General features: G+C 35.3%; 16 protein-coding genes and 1 tRNA gene. All 17 read left to right on the forward strand.

The window, feature by feature from the left end; translation table 11 throughout:
- The first annotated feature begins 6 nt into the window (after positions 1 to 6).
- Positions 7 to 969 carry a methyl-accepting chemotaxis protein gene (locus tag G600_RS0103480; protein WP_027430690.1) on the forward strand — a complete coding sequence of 321 codons (963 nt, stop codon included), beginning with the start codon at positions 7 to 9 and terminating at the stop codon, positions 967 to 969.
- Positions 970 to 1,114: 145 nt separating this feature from the next.
- Positions 1,115 to 1,984: a polysaccharide deacetylase family protein gene (locus G600_RS0103485; RefSeq protein ID WP_027430691.1), complete on the forward strand. Its 870-nt coding sequence runs from the start codon at positions 1,115 to 1,117 to the stop codon at positions 1,982 to 1,984.
- A gap of 15 nt (positions 1,985 to 1,999) precedes the next feature.
- Positions 2,000 to 2,701: an ABC transporter ATP-binding protein gene (locus G600_RS0103490; RefSeq protein ID WP_027430692.1), complete on the forward strand. Its 702-nt coding sequence runs from the start codon at positions 2,000 to 2,002 to the stop codon at positions 2,699 to 2,701.
- Positions 2,702 to 2,710: 9 nt separating this feature from the next.
- Entirely contained in the window at positions 2,711 to 5,428 is a 2,718-nt protein-coding gene (locus tag G600_RS14930) for an ABC transporter permease (protein WP_027430693.1), read from the forward strand.
- A gap of 86 nt (positions 5,429 to 5,514) precedes the next feature.
- Positions 5,515 to 5,901, forward strand: coding sequence for an Asp23/Gls24 family envelope stress response protein (locus tag G600_RS0103500; RefSeq protein WP_027430694.1), 387 nt, complete (start codon positions 5,515 to 5,517; stop codon positions 5,899 to 5,901).
- A 38-nt stretch (positions 5,902 to 5,939) separates the two neighbouring features.
- Entirely contained in the window at positions 5,940 to 6,374 is a 435-nt protein-coding gene (gene nusB, locus G600_RS0103505) for a transcription antitermination factor NusB (protein ID WP_330361974.1), read from the forward strand.
- Between the two features lie 16 nt (positions 6,375 to 6,390).
- Positions 6,391 to 7,593, forward strand: a complete 1,203-nt coding sequence (gene xseA / locus G600_RS0103510) for an exodeoxyribonuclease VII large subunit (protein WP_027430696.1) — start codon at positions 6,391 to 6,393, stop codon at positions 7,591 to 7,593.
- Positions 7,577 to 7,858 (forward strand): exodeoxyribonuclease VII small subunit, encoded by a 282-nt coding sequence (xseB, locus tag G600_RS0103515; RefSeq protein ID WP_242826344.1) that lies wholly within the window; start codon positions 7,577 to 7,579, stop codon positions 7,856 to 7,858. Before xseA ends, xseB begins: the two co-directional genes overlap by 17 nt.
- Positions 7,845 to 8,831, forward strand: a complete 987-nt coding sequence (locus G600_RS0103520) for a polyprenyl synthetase family protein (RefSeq protein WP_027430698.1) — start codon at positions 7,845 to 7,847, stop codon at positions 8,829 to 8,831. The genes xseB and G600_RS0103520 overlap by 14 nt, the downstream gene beginning before the upstream one ends.
- A 100-nt stretch (positions 8,832 to 8,931) precedes the next feature.
- Positions 8,932 to 10,797 carry a 1-deoxy-D-xylulose-5-phosphate synthase gene (gene dxs / locus G600_RS0103525; RefSeq protein ID WP_027430699.1) on the forward strand — a complete coding sequence of 622 codons (1,866 nt, stop codon included), beginning with the start codon at positions 8,932 to 8,934 and terminating at the stop codon, positions 10,795 to 10,797.
- Positions 10,797 to 11,606, forward strand: coding sequence for a TlyA family RNA methyltransferase (locus tag G600_RS0103530; RefSeq protein WP_027430700.1), 810 nt, complete (start codon positions 10,797 to 10,799; stop codon positions 11,604 to 11,606). The genes dxs and G600_RS0103530 overlap by 1 nt, the downstream gene beginning before the upstream one ends.
- 36 nt (positions 11,607 to 11,642) lie before the next feature.
- Positions 11,643 to 12,488, forward strand: coding sequence for an NAD(+)/NADH kinase (locus tag G600_RS0103535; protein WP_027430701.1), 846 nt, complete (start codon positions 11,643 to 11,645; stop codon positions 12,486 to 12,488).
- Positions 12,489 to 12,520: 32 nt separating this feature from the next.
- Positions 12,521 to 13,009: an arginine repressor gene (gene argR / locus G600_RS13680; protein WP_051195344.1), complete on the forward strand. Its 489-nt coding sequence runs from the start codon at positions 12,521 to 12,523 to the stop codon at positions 13,007 to 13,009.
- 14 nt (positions 13,010 to 13,023) lie between these two features.
- The gene (gene recN, locus G600_RS0103545) at positions 13,024 to 14,703 is read left to right on the forward strand and encodes a DNA repair protein RecN (RefSeq protein ID WP_027430702.1); all 1,680 of its coding nucleotides are present in this window, start codon (positions 13,024 to 13,026) and stop codon (positions 14,701 to 14,703) included.
- 73 nt (positions 14,704 to 14,776) lie between these two features.
- On the forward strand, positions 14,777 to 15,829 hold the full coding sequence (locus G600_RS13685) for a C40 family peptidase (protein WP_051195345.1): 1,053 nt from the start codon (positions 14,777 to 14,779) through the stop codon (positions 15,827 to 15,829).
- A 195-nt stretch (positions 15,830 to 16,024) separates the two neighbouring features.
- Positions 16,025 to 17,464, forward strand: coding sequence for a glycogen synthase GlgA (gene glgA, locus G600_RS0103555; protein WP_027430703.1), 1,440 nt, complete (start codon positions 16,025 to 16,027; stop codon positions 17,462 to 17,464).
- A gap of 203 nt (positions 17,465 to 17,667) precedes the next feature.
- A tRNA-Leu gene (locus G600_RS0103560) sits at positions 17,668 to 17,750 on the forward strand.
- The last annotated feature ends 55 nt before the right edge of the window (positions 17,751 to 17,805 follow it).

Here is a 17,805-nt window from a genome sequence, read left to right on the forward strand (position 1 = left end):
TTTGCAATGTTTGGTAGAAAAGTGGATAATACAGCAAAGACAGCAACAACTGAAAAGAAGATAGACTTAAATAAGGTATTTATGCCAATTGTGCAATCATCTAATCATATAATGGCACAGAAAAACAAATTAGTTGCTGAGGAATTAATTACATCTGAAAGCCTTCAGGCTGTAACAAGTTCATTTGTAGAAGTTAAGCGTCAGTCAAGAGAAATCAATGACTCCGTTGTACATTTTAGAGATGAATTTGATGATGTTAGAAAGGTATTAAATCATTTCGAGGAAATCATTGATAAGATGCTTGGAACTGTTAATGAGACTCATCAAAGCATGAATAATGTAAGAGTTTCTTCTCAGTCTGTAAATGAGACAATCAAGGCTGTTCAGGAAGTATTTGAGGAATTCCAAAAGAGCTTTGATGAAATCTTAGAAAAGGTAAATGCCATTAATGGTATTGCAAATCAGACTAACTTACTTGCTCTAAATGCTTCAATTGAGGCTGCAAGAGCTGGTGAATCAGGACGAGGCTTTGCAGTTGTAGCTGACCAGGTTAATAAACTATCTTCTGATATTAAGACATTAGTAGGTTCTATTGGCGATAGCATGGACAGATTAAATCAAAACAATTCAAGACTTATGGATTCTATTGATGATACACGTTCTGCTATGAATGATTCTATGAACCATATCAATGAAACTGAAGAAGTTGTAGATAACATCAAGGTTGTTGCCGATGAAATCGAAGATGGCAACAAGGGTATTGAAAGTGTTATTAATTCTTGTTCAGAGCACATTGATGAAATTACAGATACTATTCTTAGTTCTGAAAGATATTACGAATCCGTTTCAGAAAATATTGATTCTATGAAGCTTAAAATCACACAAAAGAGTTTCATTTTCGAGGAATTAACAAATATCCTAGATCAGTATCCTGAAATGATTGAAATCATTAAGAAAAGATTAAAATAATATTATACTCCTTTTGGCCCTAAACCTTAGTTGGTTTAGGGCTTTTTCCTTTTATAAATTGAGGGATTGTAGTATAATTGTATGGTAAGTTATATTTAAAAAAGATGATTAAATCCAAAGGTTTTAATTGTTTTGGGAGGAAAAGATGAACAGAATATATAAGGCTTATCCAGGGGGTAAACACAAAGTCCTTACACTTAGTTATGATGATGGAAAAGTTCAGGATTACCGCTTGTTAGAGTTACTAGACAAGTACCATATTAAGGCTACTTTTAATCTTAACTCAGCAGTAAAAGATGCCATTCATATTAGTCAAGATGAATGGCGCGAACTTTATAAGAATCACGAGGTTGCAGTGCATACAATGACACATCCAACAATGGCAAGATGCACTCCATACCAGATTTGTGAGGAATTACTAGAGGATAAGAATAATCTAGAAGAGATTATGCAAAGACCCGTTAGAGGACTTGCTTTCCCTAACGGTTCTTATAATGATGAGATAATTAATTTAGCAAAGTCACTAGGCTTTAAGTATGCAAGAGTTGCAGGTGATAAGTATGCCAACATTTGCGCAGCGAAACATTTTGCAAAGGAAGCCGAAGGCCCAATTCTACTTGGAGATGAGACAGGCTTTGGAATTCCAGAAGATTATATGCACTGGCTTCCAACATGCCATCACAATCACCATTTAGTAGATTTAGCTAAGGATTTTATAAATTTAACAAAGAAGCAGTATCTATACATGATGTATGTTTGGGGACATAGCTTTGAGTTTGATAGAAACGACAATTGGGAGCTTATGGAGGAATTCTGTAAGGTTATTTCTAATAGAGAAGACATTTGGTATGCCACTAATTTAGAAATCGTTGAATACGACGAGGCCTTTAATAACCTACAGTTCTTTGCAAGAAATTCTTACGTTTACAATCCAAACGCTATGAGCGTCTTTGTTATGGCGAATAATGATAAATGTATCGAAATACCAGGAGGAGCTACTATAAAGCTTTTCTAAAGAAGGAGAGAGAACATGAGTTTTATTGAATTTAGGAACGTTTGGAAGATTTACAGAATGGGCAATGTCAAAATCAAAGCCCTAACTGGAACTAACTTTACAATTGATGAAGGAGAGTTCGTTGTAATTGCTGGCGCTTCAGGTGCAGGAAAGAGTACTATTTTAAACCTTCTTGGAGGTATGGATAGCCAGACTACAGGTAAGATTATTGTAGATGGTAAAGAAATTAGCGAATATAACAACAAGAAATTAACAACTTATAGAAGGAATGATATTGGCTTTGTATTTCAGTTCTACAATCTAGTACAAAACTTAACAGTTCGTGAAAATGTTGAGCTTGCCACACAGATTGTAAAGGATCCTTTAGATATCGATGAAACTATTAAAGCCGTTGGCCTAGAAGATAGAATTTCTAACTTCCCATCACAGATTTCTGGTGGTGAACAGCAAAGAGTAGCAATCGCTAGAGCTTTAGCAAAAAACCCTAAGATTTTACTTTGTGATGAGCCGACAGGCGCTCTTGATTATAATACAGGTAAGCAGATTTTAAAGCTTCTTTATGATACCTGTAAAGAGAAGAAGGTAACTGTAGTTGTTATAACCCATAACCTAGCAATTTCAGCTATGGGAGACAAAGTTATTAAGGTAAAGAATGGTGCCGTTGAGTCCATCACCCTTAATGAAAATCCTGTATCTATAGATGACATTGAGTGGTAGGAGGAGAATATGGGTTTAGCTTTAATAAAAGATTTACTAAGAGAAATAAAACAAAGCTTTGGGCGATTCTTTGCTATATTTGCTATCTGCTTTATTGGCGTAGCATTTTTTGCAGGTGTAACCGCCTCTTCAAGCGATATGAAGTCCTCATCTGATGCCTACTATGATGACTATAATCTTTACGATTTACGAATTTTATCATCAATTGGCTTTGACAGTGAGGATGTGAATCAAATTAGTCAGGTGGAGGGTGTTGAAAATGTTTTCGCAAGCCACTACCTAGACCTACTAACTACAGTAGACGAAGTAGAAAAGGCTGTAAGAGTAACTAGTCTTCCAGATTCAGACGGGGTTAACAGCCTAAAGCTAGTTAAAGGTAGATTACCTGAAGCTGATAATGAATGTGTAATAAGATATGAAAGCACAATAGATTTGCCTGAAATTGGAGATGAGATAACATTTTCAAAGGGGGAAGAATCTGAAGTTGACGCCTTACTTGAGGGTGGCGAAAATCTAGAAGATGAAATTGCCAATACAAGCTACACAGTAGTTGGTTACGTATATACACCGGTTTATGTATCTTACTATATCGATTCAACAACAGTGGGAAATGGCACTTTGTCATATCTTGTTTTTGTAAATGATGAAAACTTTAAGAGTCAATATTATTCAGAAGTTTATTTAAATATTTCTGGAGCAAAGGATTTCTCAACTTATGATAATGACTATTTTGAATATTTAGAGTCTTACGAGGATGCAATTCTTGCAGTGGGAGATTCAAGATTTGAAGAGCGCTATAATAGTTTAGTAAGCGAGATTGAAGAAAAAAGAGAGGCTAGACTAGCAACTCTTAATGATGAGATTTATGCCCAGGTTGTGGCTAATCTAACTTCTATTTATCAGTCTTATTATCCAGATAGAGATGTTTCAGATATGATTGCTCCTTATATTGAGCCAAACTATCAAAAGGCTCTTGCAGAGTTTGACTATAGTTTGGTAAATGAGCCTTTTGATCAGGCACTAACTGAAGTGGAGGATAGAATTTCTAACTATACATGGCTTAGCCTTACAAGAAATGAATCCTACTCTTTTGTAGATTACAAGCAGAGTGCTAATAGAATGGGAGCCATTGCCACAGTATTCCCAATCTTTTTCATTGTAGTAGCAGGACTTGTTTGTCTTACAACAATGGCTAGATTAATTGATGAGCAAAGAGGCTTAATTGGTACTTATAAAGCCCTTGGTTACTCAAGATTTATTATTTCACTTAAATATGTCTTGTATGCCTTAATTGCTTCAATGATAGGTGGAATCCTTGGTTGCATTGTGGGACTAAAGATTTTCCCTTATATCATTATTAATGCTTGGAATATTATTTATCAAATTCCTGATATTGTGCCAGCTAACCACACAATTTTATCAATAATTGCAGTTTTAAGCCTAACTCTTACAACAATGATTGTTACAATAATTGCTTGTGGAGAGACAACAGCAGAAGTTCCATCAGAACTTATGAGACCTAAGGCTCCAATTAGTGGTAAGAAGATATTACTTGAAAAGGTGGGCTTTATCTGGAAAAGACTAAACTTTACAACTAAGGTAACTATGAGAAATCTATTCCTTTATAAGAAGAGATTTATAATGACAATTATTGGAATTGCAGGTTGTGGAGCACTAATTTTAGCAGGCTTTGGTATAAAGGATAGTATTAGAAGCTTAGTAACAAAGCAGTTTAGTGAGATTTTCCATTATGATTTAGTTGTGAGTCTAAATAGCAATTTAGAAGAGGAGAGCTTAAATTCTCTTACTTCAGATATGGATAGTAATTTACTTTATACTGATTATTTACTTGATTATGGCTACACTGAAACAGCTAGCAATAATGACAAGGAAATCGATGCAGGCATTTCAATTGTTTCTGATATTGATGCCTATAAAAATTACCTAAGCTTTAGAGATAGAAAGTCTCATAAGAAGGTAAATTTAACAGATGAGGGAGCAATCCTTTCAGAAAAGTTAGCTAGAGACTTAGGAGTTAAAGTGGGAGATAGCTTTACAATTAATGATGCTAATGGCGCTCCTATAACTATTAAGATTTCTGGCATATGTGAAATGTATGTAGGCCATAGCATTTACATGACTGCAAATTATTACACCTCTATTACAGGGGAAGACCTTGGAGTTAATAGAATGCTTGTAAAGCTTCCAGATTCAGAGGACGAAACAATTAATCTTGTAAGTAGCGACCTTATGGATAGAGCGCAGATTAAAGCTTTGACATTTTTAAATACTAATGTGGAGCATTATGAAAATATGATCAAGTCCCTTGACATTGTAACCTATGTACTTATAATATCTGCTGGGCTACTTGCCTTTGTGGTAGTTTATAACCTTATAAATGTAAACATCTCCGAGAGAATCAGAGAAATTGCCACAACAAAGGTACTTGGTTTTTATAATTTTGAAGTAGGAATGTATGTCTATAGAGAGATTATTCTTCTTACTTTAATTGGCGGTGTATTTGGATTAATCCTTGGCCGTCTATTACATATGTATATTATGACTACAGTTGAACTTGAAGATGTTATGTTTGGTAGTTATATAAGCGCTAAATCCTTTGTGTTGACCTACCTAATTACATTCATTTTCTCATTAATTGTAGATTTGGTAATGTACCCTAGATTATCTAAGATAAAAATGGTAGAATCACTTAAGTCAGTTGAGTAGTTTATTGGCAATTGCAAGCTAATTTGTGATATGTTATAATGTTTTAAAATTACAACTGCTTAAAATAAAGCGATGGAGGTTAAGACATGACTAAAGAGTTTGAGGATAGAGGAGCTAATTATACAGTTTCAGAAAACAATAACATTGGTGAAGTTAAGATTTCTGATGAGGTAGTAGCTATTGTTGCAGGTCTTGCAGCAACAGAAGTAGAGGGTGTTGTAAGTTTAGCAGGTAATATCACTAACGATATGGTAGCTAAACTTGGTATTAAGAACCTTGCTAAAGGAGTTAAGGTTTATGTTAACGAACAGACTGTGTCTGTTAGCTTAGTGGTAAATATTAAGTATGGTACATCAATCCCTGCTGTTTCTACTGTAATTCAGGAAAAGGTTAAGTCAGCTGTTGAAACTATGACTGGTTTAGATGTATCAGAAGTTAATATCAAAATTTCAGGCGTTAATATCGATGCTTAATGCATAGATAATTACGTAGATGTTAGGAGTTATATAATATGTCTAGAATGAACAGAACAGTGATGAGAGAGCATATTTTCAAGCTTTTATTCAGAGTGGAATTCCATGACACTGTCGAATTTGAACAACAAATTTCTTTGTATTTTGAGAATTTAAGAGAAGGAACTAAGGAAGAGAGAGGCATTGATATTAATGAAGCAGATTATAACTACATTCATGATAAAGCAATAGCTATCAAGAATAATCTAGCTGATATTGATGCTAAGATAAACGAGATTTCAGAAGGTTGGCCAACAACTCGTCTTGGTAAGGCAGAATTATCAATTATGAGACTTGCAACCTATGAAGTAATGTATGATGATGACATTCCAACGAATGTAGCAATTAATGAAGCGATTGAACTTGCTAAGAAGTATGGTTCTGATAATGCACCATCATTTATTAATGGTGTACTTGCAAAGCTTAATAATTAATTTGGAGAGATAATAAATGGCCGGAGTATATACTGTAACTCAGATCAATTCCTATATAAAGAACATGTTTCAGCAAGATTTCGTTCTTAAAAGCGTTCAAGTAAAGGGAGAGATATCGAATTGCAAGTATCATAGCTCCGGTCATATTTATTTTACTTTAAAAGATGAAACCGGAGCCATTGCTTGTATTATGTTTGCTTCCAATGCGAAAAGCCTTAAATTCACCCTTAAGGATGGTTTGGCTGTAAATGTACATGGAAGAGTCGATGTCTATGAACGCGATGGTAAATATCAACTCTATGTCACAAGCATAGAAGAAGATGGAATTGGAGATTTAAATAAACGATATTTAGAATTAAAGCAACAATATGAGGAAATGGGTTTATTTTCCCCGGAATATAAAAGACCTATTCCTGTCTTTGCTAAAAGAATTGGCGTTGTAACTGCAAGAACAGGTGCTGCCATAAGGGATATTATTAATGTTTCAAAGAGACGAAATCCTTATATTGAGATTGTTCTATATCCCGCATTAGTTCAGGGAGAGAATGCCAAATACTCAATTGTAAAAGGCATTGAAACCCTTAATAAACTAAACCTAGATCTTATTATTGTTGGTCGTGGTGGTGGTTCCATTGAGGATTTATGGGCTTTTAATGAGCCTATGGTTTTTGAGACGATTTTTTATTCTAAGACACCAATAATTTCTGCCGTAGGTCATGAAATTGACTTTACACTTTCTGACTTTGCAGCGGATTTAAGGGCCCCAACACCATCGGCGGCAGCAGAACTTGCAGTTAGCGATATAACTGTTATAGAGAATACAATAGATAATCTTAAAAGGCGCTTAGACCTGGCTATGTCAAGAAAAATTACAAGCTACAGGGATTTAATCTCTAAGTATGAATTAAGACTTAAATTCCTAGATCCAATCAATGTAGCTAATAAGAATCGCGAGGATTTAATTAGACTTGAAGAGCAATTAGAAGACGCCTTTAGTAACATTTTACAAAATAAAAAGAACAAACTAGAGCTTTTAATTACAAGGCTTGAGGGGGCAAGTCCTCTAAAGAAGCTAAGTTCTGGCTATTCTTATGTGGAGCATAATGGAAAAAATGTATCCTCAATTAAGGACGTTAACACAGGGGATAGCTTAAATATCTACCTAAAGGATGGTAAATTAGAGGCTATAGTAGGAGGTAAAAGTGGCAAAGAAGATTAAAGAAGAAGTGTGTAAAGCAAAGGCTGATAATGAGCTTAATTTAGAAGATAATAAAGAATTTAGTCTAGAAGTGTCTTTTACTAGACTTGAAGAAATTATTGGCGCCCTTGAAGAAGGAAAGATTAGCCTAGATGATTCTTTTAAGTTATATAAAGAGGGTGTAGGCCTTGTTAAGGACTGTAATAGTAAATTAGATAAAGTAGAAAAAGAAATTATTATTATTAATGAAGATGGAGAGATTGAAGAGACAGATGGAGAATTTTAAAGAGCAACTAACTAGTCAGGTTGATTTTATTAATGATATAATTGATGAGAGATTGCCAAAGGAAGAGGGTTACGCCCTTGAGGTAATTAAGGCTATGAACTACAGCGTAGATGCTGGTGGTAAAAGAATTAGACCTTTAATTATGCTTGAAAGCTACAGACTTTGCGGTGGTAATGACTGCAATGTGCTTTACGACTTTATGGCAGCTCTTGAGTGCATTCATACATATTCACTTGTTCATGACGATTTACCAGCCATGGATAATGATGAATACAGAAGAGGTAAGTTAACTACACATAAGGCCTTTGGCGAGGATATGGCTATTCTTGCAGGAGATGGCCTTTTAAATTATGCCGCTGAGCTAATTCTTAATAGAGTTAACGAAATCTCAAAGGATGCTAAGGAAAAGATTAATAAACTTCTAGATTCTGACCTTAATGAAGCTAATATGACAATAGTTAAGGACAAGATTAAGGCAGAGACTAAAATAATTACAAATGCTACAAATGCCGCCAATGTAATACTTTCAAAGGCAGGTATTTACGGCATGGTAGGTGGACAGTGTTTAGATGTGTATTTAACTAATAAGCCGGTTAAGGCAGAGGAGTTAGATTACATTTTCAAAAATAAAACTGCTGCCTTAATAGAATGTGCCTTTATGGCAGGCGGTTATTTAGCAGGTGCTAATGAAGAGACAATTGCTAAATTAGAGCTTGCAGGTAGATTTATTGGCCTTGCCTTCCAGATTCAGGACGACATCTTAGATGTTACAAGTACTACAGATGAGCTTGGAAAGCCAGTAGGTTCTGATGATAAGAACAATAAGACAACTTATGTGACTTTATATGGCATGGATAAGGCAAATGAAGACGTTAATTCCTACTCTAGAAAGGGTATTGAAATTCTAGAAGAAATTGGCAATAACGAATTTTTAATTGAATTAGCAGTTATGTTAATTGGCAGAAAAAATTAGTTATAATAAGCCTTACAAAGGTTTAAAATTTGCCAAAAATACAGCTAAATGCTAAAATTAGTTTTCGTTTAAATAAAATGAAAGTGGTTGAGATGAAATTATGATCCTTGAGAAAATTAATAAACCTGGTGATGTGAAAAAATTATCGCCAATTGAATATAATCAGTTGGCAGAAGAAATAAGAGACTTTCTTATTAATCATATTAGTAAGACAGGTGGACATCTTGCGTCTAATTTAGGCGTTGTTGAACTTACAATTGCATTACACTTGGCTTTTGATTTACCAAAGGATAAGATTATTTGGGATGTGGGACATCAGTCTTACACTCATAAGATTTTAACCGGTCGAAAGGACCAGTTTGATGGGCTTCGTAAGTTTGGTGGAATGAGTGGATTCCCTAAGAGAAATGAAAGTAATTATGATGCCTTTGATACAGGTCATTCATCTACATCTATCTCGGCAGGTCTAGGTTACGTCTGTTCTAGAGACTGTCAGGGTCAAAACTACAGCGTAGTTTCAGTAATAGGTGATGGTGCCCTTACAGGGGGTATGGCCTATGAGGCGCTAAATAACGCCTCTTCACTAAAGACAAATTTCATTATTGTTCTTAATGATAATGCCATGTCTATATCTAAGAATATAGGCGGTGTTTCATATATGTTAAGTGATATTCGTTCATCGGATTCATATATTGATTTTAAGGAAAATTTAGCTAATTCTTTATATAAGATTCCAGGGGGCAGCCGCATGGTTAGCGCCCTAAAGAAGACTAAGAATAATCTAAAGCAGATTATCCTTCCAAATCAATTGTTTGAAAGTATGGGAATTGCTTATCTAGGACCAGTTAACGGTCATGATACAGAAAAACTTATTAAGACCTTAAAGGTAGCCAAAAGAATTAATGGCGCGGTTATAGTTCATGTGGTTACTCAAAAAGGTCGAGGCTATAAGCAGGCGGAGAGAAATCCTAGTAAGTTCCACGGTATTGCTCCATTTGATGTAAAAACTGGAAATGTTTTAAACAAGCCAAAGAATCCAACTTATTCTAGTGTGTTTTCAGATGCAATTTGTCATTTGGCAAAGAAGGATAAGAAGATTTGTGCAATTACAGCGGCTATGCCAGATGGAACGGGCCTTACTAAATTTTCAAAATGGTTCCCGGACAGATTCTTTGATGTGGGAATTGCAGAAGAACATGCCACAACCTTTGCAGCTGGTATGGCAGCAGGGGGCATGAAACCCGTATTTGCAGTATATTCTTCCTTCCTTCAAAGAGCTTACGATCAGATCCTACATGACGTTTGTATTCAACAGCTTCATGTGGTATTTGCCATAGATAGAGCGGGACTTGTAGGTGCAGATGGAGAGACTCATCAAGGTATATTTGACCTTTCTTTCCTATCTTCAATTCCTAACATGACTATCTTTGCTCCAAAGAATGACTGGGAATTAAAGGAAGGACTTAAGTTTGCCCTTGAAGAACATAACGGTCCAATAGCCCTTCGTTATCCAAGAGGTGAGGCTTGCACTGACTTCCACGAATTTAAGGAAGAGATTGTGCTTGCTAAGTCGGAGATTTTATATAAAGAGAAAGATATAGCAATTCTTGCAGTTGGTAGCATGGTTAAACTAGGGGACGAAGTTAGAAAAAGACTTAAAGCTAGAGGCCTTAATGTAACCTTAGTTAATGCTAGATTTGTTAAGCCTATTGATGAAAAGCTTATATTAGAGTTAAGCATGAATCATAGTTTAATTGTTACTTTAGAAGAAAATGTAGCATCTGGCGGCTATGGTAGAGCAGTCTGTCAGATGATTAATGATACAAAATTAAAACCTAGATGTTTAGAAATTTCTCTACCAGATGATTATATTGAACATGGTAGTGTTGATATTTTAATGAAAGAAGCTGGAATTGATGTGGATTCCATTGAAGAAAGAATCCTTTCAGTTCATAAGGAGATATAATGGCAAAAGAAAGATTAGATGTTTTATTAGTAAAAAGAAATTTAGCTCCTTCAAGAGAGAAGGCTAAAAGCATTATTATGGCTGGCATTGTCTATGTAGATGGCCAGAAGGAAGATAAGGCTGGTACTACATTTGCAGAAACAGTTAATATTGAGGTTAGAGGCAATACTTTAAAGTATGTTAGCCGTGGTGGTCTTAAGCTTGAAAAGGCTATGGAAAACTTCGATGTTACACCAAATGGCAAGGTTTGTATGGATATCGGGTCATCAACAGGTGGCTTTACTGATTGCATGCTACAAAATGGTGCTGTTAAGGTTTATGCAGTAGATGTAGGACATGGTCAGCTTGCTTGGAAATTAAGAAACGATGAGAGAGTAGTTTGCATGGAAAAAACCAATATCCGCTATGTTACACCAGAGGATATTGATGATAAGATTCAGCTTGCAAGCTGTGATGTTTCCTTTATTTCTCTTACTAAGGTTTTAGGCCCTGCAAAGGAATTATTAGCAGATGATGGCCAGATGGTTTGTCTTATTAAGCCACAGTTTGAGGCTGGAAGAGAGCAGGTTGGAAAACATGGCGTAGTTAGAGATAAGTCAGTACATGAAAGCGTAATTAAGATGGTTGCTGATTTTGCAATCTCAATAGGCTTTGAGTGCTTAGCCCTTGATTTCTCACCAGTTAAGGGACCTGAAGGTAATATTGAATACTTAATTCATCTTCAGAAGCATACAGAAGGCAGTTACGAAGAAATGCCATTTAATATTAGTGATGTGGTAAATGCTGCACACGATTCATTAGATAAATAATTTAAATTAGTAGATAAATGTGTTTTGGAGGCTCAAATGAAAAATTTTTTTATTGTAGCCAATCCTTTAAAGGATAGGGAGGGACTCTATTCCAACAGAATATGCCAATATATAAAGAATATGGGCGGAACTTGTAGCATTTATAGTTATGAGCTAATTGAGAATGCTTGTAATTATACGGACTGCAAAAATATTCCTGAAGGTGTGGAGTGTATAATTGTGCTTGGTGGAGACGGTACTCTAATTCAGGCCTCGGATGATCTAAATGGCTTAAATCTTCCGTTTCTAGGGGTTAATATTGGAACTCTTGGTTATTTAACAGATACAGATATGGCAAATGTCTATGACACCATCGATTTGCTCTTTAAAGATCAATACCTAATTGATGAGCGAATGATGCTTAATGGACAAATCTATCGTGACGACAAACTTATCTTTGAAGAGACCGCCCTTAATGATGTAGTATTAAATAGGTCAGGTAATCTCTCAATTATGGAGTATGACGTCTATGTAAATGATGAGTATTTGACTACTTACATGGCGGATGGCGTGATTTTATCCACTGCCACAGGCTCAACAGCCTACAGCCTATCTGCAGGTGGTCCAATTATTCAGCCAAATGCCAATCTTATTTTAATGACTGCAATTTGCCCACATTCTCTTAATTCAAGAAGTATTATTTTTGGAGCAGAGGATTGCGTAACTATAGTTATTAAAGACAATAAAAAGGCGGCGGATAGAAGAGTTGCAACCTTTGACGGAGAAAAATTTATTGATTGCTTACCAGGGGATAAAATTAAGGTATGTAGATCAAAGAAGATAGCCAAGTTTATTAAGACCAACAAGGCTTCTTTCCTAGAAAGAATAAGGGATAAAATGTAATAAAGAAATGTAAAAAAGGAGAAAATTTTAAAATGAAGAATGCAAGACAACAAAAAATTGTTGAGCTTATTACTTCTTACGATATAGCAACACAGGATGAATTAGCTAAGGCCTTACTTGATGCAGGTTATAACGCTACTCAGGCAACTATATCAAGAGATATTAGAGAGCTTAACTTAACTAAAGTAGCCTCTGGTTCAAAAAGCCAGAAGTATGCCCTTCCTACTAATGAAAATGTAGCCCTTAACGGAAGATTCGAAGGTGTTTTAAGACAGGGCTTCTTATCATGTGACGTGGCTCAAAACATTTTAGTAGTAAAGACAGTTTCAGGTATGGCAATGGCTGTTTGTGCGGCCTTTGATGCCCTAAAGTGGCCTGAAATTGTAGGTGCTGTTGCAGGTGATGACACAATTCTTTGTGCTATTAGAACTGAGAAGGAAGCTCTTGAGGTTATGAGTAGAATTAGAAAGTTTGTAGCTGAGGAACCAAGTCACAAAGATGGAAATGAGGACTTTGAGTAAAGAGAGGTAGTGGGGTGTTAGTTAATTTACATGTAAAAAATCTTGCTCTTATTGAGGAAGAGAACATCGACTTTGAAGAAGGTCTAAATATTTTAACTGGCGAAACTGGCGCTGGTAAGTCTATAATCCTAGGTTCAATTAACGCAGCTCTTGGTGCTAAAACTAGCCCTGATTTTATTAGAACTGGCTGCGATTACGGCCTAGCCGAAGTAACATTTTATGTAGAAGATGAAAAAACAAGACAAGAGCTTAAAGAGCTTGGTATCTTAGATATTGATGAGGGGGAATTAGTGATTTCTAGAAAAATTTCTCCAAGCCGTTCAACTATTAAAGTAAACGGACAATCTTTTACATCAAGTCAAACAAGGCAATTAGCCAATCTCTTAATTAATATCCATGGACAAAGAGATAATCAGATTTTAATAGATGAGAATAAACAGCTTGAGACCGTTGATGAATATATTAAAAACGAAGCAGCTGTAGTTTTATCTGACTTAAAGTCTGCCTATAAAGAATTTAAAGAGGCTAAGCAGGCCCTTGATGCACTTAATATTAACGAGGAAGAAAGAAATAGACAAACTTCTTTCCTTGAATTTGAGATTAATGAAATTAGTGCCGCTAATTTAAGTCCTAATGAGGATTCTGATTTGGAAAATGAATACACAAAGATGAGAAATTATCAAAAAATCGTTTCTGAATTAGCTCTTGTATCGGAAAATCTATATGATGGTGAAACTAATGTATCTGATATGATTTCAGACATTTTAAGACATACCAATAAGGCCCTTGAATATGATGAAGACCTAGAGGATTTATCAAACACTTTATCATCTATTGAGGATTTAATTTCAGATGTGGCACATCAGGTTTCAAATTACATGGATGATTTAGAATTTGATGAAGAGAGATTTAATGAACTTGAGGAAAGACTTGATTTAATCAATAATCTTAAGATGAAATATGGTAAGACTATTGAGGATATATTAGAAAATCTTGATAAAAAGCAGGCTTTACTTGAAGAATACTTAGATTTTGACAATGTATATAGTAAAAAGAAAAAGGAAGTTACAGCTAAAGAAGAAGAGTGTAAAAAACTTGCAGCTAAGCTTAGTGACCTTAGAAAAGCTGGAGCTAAAAAATTAGAAGCTGCTTTTGTTAAGGCTCTAAAGGAACTTAATTTCCTTGATGTTAAGTTTGAAATTGACTTTAGTGAAAGTCCACTTAGTGCAAAGGGTGTTGATAAGATTACCTTTATGATTAGCACAAACCCAGGTGAGGAGATTAAGCCTTTATCAAAGGTTGCCTCTGGTGGTGAGCTTTCAAGAATTATGCTAGCGCTTAAAAGTATTATGGCAAGTAAAAATGATCAGACTAGTTACATTTTCGATGAAATTGATGCAGGTATTAGTGGTAAGACAGCCTCTATGGTTGCAGCTAAACTTCTTAGTCTATCAAATTCAAATCAGATAATTTGTATTACTCACTTACCACAAATTGCAGCTATGGCATCTAAGCATTTTATTATTGAAAAGGCCTTATCTAATAATAGAACTATTAGTAATATAAAAGCTTTATCTGAAGAAGAGTCTATTAAGGAACTTGCTAGACTTCTTGGTGATGGAGAGATGACAAAAGCAACTCTTACTAATGCCAAGGAATTAAAAAGCCGTTCTAAAAACTTGAACTTTTCCTAAAGGTGGAGTATACTTTAAAAGTGTTTTAACAGGATTTTAATAATTCTGTAATAAAATAATGGAGAGGAAGAGTATGCGCAAGAGAGTATTTAAGACATTTGCAGCAACTTTGTTGATTACATCACTTGCAGCTTCAGCAGTTTTTGCTGATGATGATGTAACAACTCTAAAGAATCAAAAGAGTCAGGCAGAAAGCACACTTGATGATTTAAAGAATCAGTTAGCTTACGTGCTTGTACAGATTGATGAATTAGAACAACAAGCAGCTGATTTAACTGAAGAGAAAGAAGAGGTTAATCAACAGTTAGCAGAGGCTGAAGAGAAACTTGCACAGCAGTACGATGATATGAAGTTACGTATCAAGTACATGTACGAGGATCAGTCAGCAACAATCTCAGATGTTTTCTTATCTTCTGCAGACATGAGTGAATTACTTAATAAGACTAACTACTTACAGTCAGTATACACTTATGATCGTGAACAGTTAGATGAGATGGCAGCTACAGCACAGGCTGTTGCAGATCTTAAAGCTGAAGTTGAAGAAAAAGAAGAAGCTTTAGCACAGACAAGTCAGGAATTAACTGACAAGCAAGCAAGTCTATATACTACTATTGAAGAGCAGGAAGCCTCTATTGAAAACTACGATGAATTAATCGCAGATGCAACTGAGAAGGCAGCAGCTGCAGCAGCAGCTAGGGCAGCAGCATCAGCAAAGAAGTCAACAACTACTACTACAACAACAACTACTACAACTGTTACAGCTAATAATAACAGTTCAGTAGCAAACCAGATTGTAAGCATGGCTTACTCATGTGTTGGTTATAATTATGTAAGTGGTGGTGCTTCACCATCTACAGGTTTTGACTGTTCTGGATTGATTTATTACATTTTCAATCAGTTAGGAATTTCCGTTTCAAGAACATCCTCTGGACAGGCATCAGGCGGTACTAAGATTTCAAGTATTAGTGAAGCTCAACCTGGCGATATCATTTGTTATCCAGGACATGTAGGTATCTACATTGGTAATAACATGATGATTCATGCACCAGTACCTGGTAAGAAGGTATGTACAATTAATGTATATGGATTAGGAATGTCTATAACATCGATTAGAAGATATTGGTAAATTTAGAATATCTCGTTATTTAACTAGTGTTTGGAAGTTAAATATGTTATAATAAGTGTGGTCTGTGGCCACACTTATTTTTTTGCTATTTTTGCCATAGATTATTAGCTTTAATGGAGAAGTAATAAAGCTAATTTTTTAGCCTTAGGGAGAGGCTAATTTAAAGCATATTTTATATGTTCTAGGAGGGAAGGAATGAAAAACGTATTATTTATAGCATCAGAGGCGGTACCTTTTATTAAAACTGGCGGATTAGCTGATGTTGTAGGTTCTCTTCCAAAGTATTTTAACAAAGAGGAATACGATGTAAGAGTAATGCTTCCAAAGTTTATGTGTATACCTTGGGAGTACAGAGAAAAGATGGTTTATAAGACACATTTCTATATTGATCTCGCTTGGAGAACTCAGTATGTAGGTGTGTTTGAACTAGAATGGGACGGAGTAACTTTTTATTTCATTGATAATGAATTCTATTTCGGTGGTCCAAAGCCTTATAGTTGGATCCATGAAGATATTGAGAAATTTGCCTTCTTTAGTAAGGCAGCTCTTTCTGCAATTCCAGTAATCGGATTTAATCCAGATATTATTCACTGTCATGATTGGCAAACAGGTTTAATTCCTGTTTATTTAAAAGAACGTTTCTCACAGGGTGAGTTCTATTCAGGTGTTAAATCAATTATGACAATTCATAACCTTAAGTTCCAGGGTATCTGGGATTTAAAGAAGGTAAAGGATATAACAGGACTTCCTGATGAATATTTTGCTCCAGATAAGTTAGAGGCTTATGAGGATGCTAATTATTTAAAGGGTGGTATTGTTTATGCCGATAGAGTTACAACAGTTTCTGAAACATATGCCCAGGAAATTAAGACACCATTCTATGGTGAGAATCTAGACGGACTTATGAATGCTAGATCTAATTGCCTAAGTGGTATTGTAAATGGTATCGACTACGAAACATACAATCCAGAAACTGATACTAACTTAGTTGCTAATTATAATCAGATTACTTTCCGTAAGGAAAAGTGGAAGAATAAGGTAGCACTTCAGAGGGAACTTGGCTTAAAGGAAGATAAGTCAAAGTTTATGATTGGTATTGTATCAAGACTTACAGATCAAAAGGGTCTTGATTTAATTGCCTATGTTATGGATGAGCTATGTAGTGAAGACGTTCAGTTAGTAGTACTTGGTACCGGTGAAGAACGTTACGAGAACATGTTTAGACATTTCGATTGGAAATATAATGACAGAGTTTCAGCTAATATTTACTATTCAGAAGCAATGTCACATAAGATTTATGCAGCTTGTGATGCATTTCTTATGCCATCACTCTTTGAGCCATGTGGCTTAAGCCAGTTAATGGCCCTAAGATACGGAACAGTACCTATTGTTCGTGAAACAGGTGGTCTAAAGGATACAGTTGAGGCTTATAATGAATATGAAAGCAAGGGAACAGGTTTCTCCTTTGCAAACTATAACGCTCATGAAATGCTTGGCATTGTAAACTACGCAAAGGACGTTTACTACAACCACAAGAGAGAGTGGAATAAGATTGTAGATAGAGGCATGAAGGCAGACTTCTCTTGGAAGACATCTGCTAAGAAGTATGAAGAGTTATATAGATCTTTATACTAATTGCTTTTGTAATTCCTATTACAATTAATTTTAGAATTTATTTTTGTTTTATTCATCTAGTCAAATTAACTTGGCTAGATGAATAAAATGTTTTTTGAAAATATTAGACGTCTTTTATCTTCAAAAAATAGATAGTTGAAAGTTAGAATTGTTCTGAATTAGCCTTGATTTTAGTGCAAAGTTATGATATTCTAATTAAGCGCGCGGATGTGGCGGAATGGCAGACGCAGCAGACTCAAAATCTGCCGGTGGTGACATCGTGCGGGTTCAAGTCCCGCCATCCGCATTAACTTAACCACTTAAGTCAGTTGGCTTAGGTGGTTTTTTTAGTTTAGTCGGAG

It is taken from the genome of Lachnospira multipara ATCC 19207 (genome assembly GCF_000424105.1).
Classification (GTDB): domain Bacteria; phylum Bacillota; class Clostridia; order Lachnospirales; family Lachnospiraceae; genus Lachnospira; species Lachnospira multipara.

What these genes read in the sequence shown, in the direction of transcription:
- G600_RS0103500 (WP_027430694.1), top strand. Translation starts at nt 5,515, where the DNA reads ATGACTAAAGAGTTTGAGGATAGAGGAGCTAATTATACAGTTTCAGAA.
- G600_RS0103485 (WP_027430691.1), top strand. Translation starts at nt 1,115, where the DNA reads ATGAACAGAATATATAAGGCTTATCCAGGGGGTAAACACAAAGTCCTT.
- G600_RS0103490 (WP_027430692.1), top strand. Translation starts at nt 2,000, where the DNA reads ATGAGTTTTATTGAATTTAGGAACGTTTGGAAGATTTACAGAATGGGC.
- glgA (WP_027430703.1), top strand. Translation starts at nt 16,025, where the DNA reads ATGAAAAACGTATTATTTATAGCATCAGAGGCGGTACCTTTTATTAAA.
- G600_RS0103535 (WP_027430701.1), top strand. Translation starts at nt 11,643, where the DNA reads ATGAAAAATTTTTTTATTGTAGCCAATCCTTTAAAGGATAGGGAGGGA.
- G600_RS0103530 (WP_027430700.1), top strand. Translation starts at nt 10,797, where the DNA reads ATGGCAAAAGAAAGATTAGATGTTTTATTAGTAAAAAGAAATTTAGCT.
- dxs (WP_027430699.1), top strand. Translation starts at nt 8,932, where the DNA reads ATGATCCTTGAGAAAATTAATAAACCTGGTGATGTGAAAAAATTATCG.
- G600_RS0103480 (WP_027430690.1), top strand. Translation starts at nt 7, where the DNA reads ATGTTTGGTAGAAAAGTGGATAATACAGCAAAGACAGCAACAACTGAA.
- xseA (WP_027430696.1), top strand. Translation starts at nt 6,391, where the DNA reads ATGGCCGGAGTATATACTGTAACTCAGATCAATTCCTATATAAAGAAC.
- G600_RS0103520 (WP_027430698.1), top strand. Translation starts at nt 7,845, where the DNA reads ATGGAGAATTTTAAAGAGCAACTAACTAGTCAGGTTGATTTTATTAAT.
- G600_RS13685 (WP_051195345.1), top strand. Translation starts at nt 14,777, where the DNA reads ATGCGCAAGAGAGTATTTAAGACATTTGCAGCAACTTTGTTGATTACA.
- G600_RS14930 (WP_027430693.1), top strand. Translation starts at nt 2,711, where the DNA reads ATGGGTTTAGCTTTAATAAAAGATTTACTAAGAGAAATAAAACAAAGC.
- nusB (WP_330361974.1), top strand. Translation starts at nt 5,940, where the DNA reads ATGTCTAGAATGAACAGAACAGTGATGAGAGAGCATATTTTCAAGCTT.
- argR (WP_051195344.1), top strand. Translation starts at nt 12,521, where the DNA reads ATGAAGAATGCAAGACAACAAAAAATTGTTGAGCTTATTACTTCTTAC.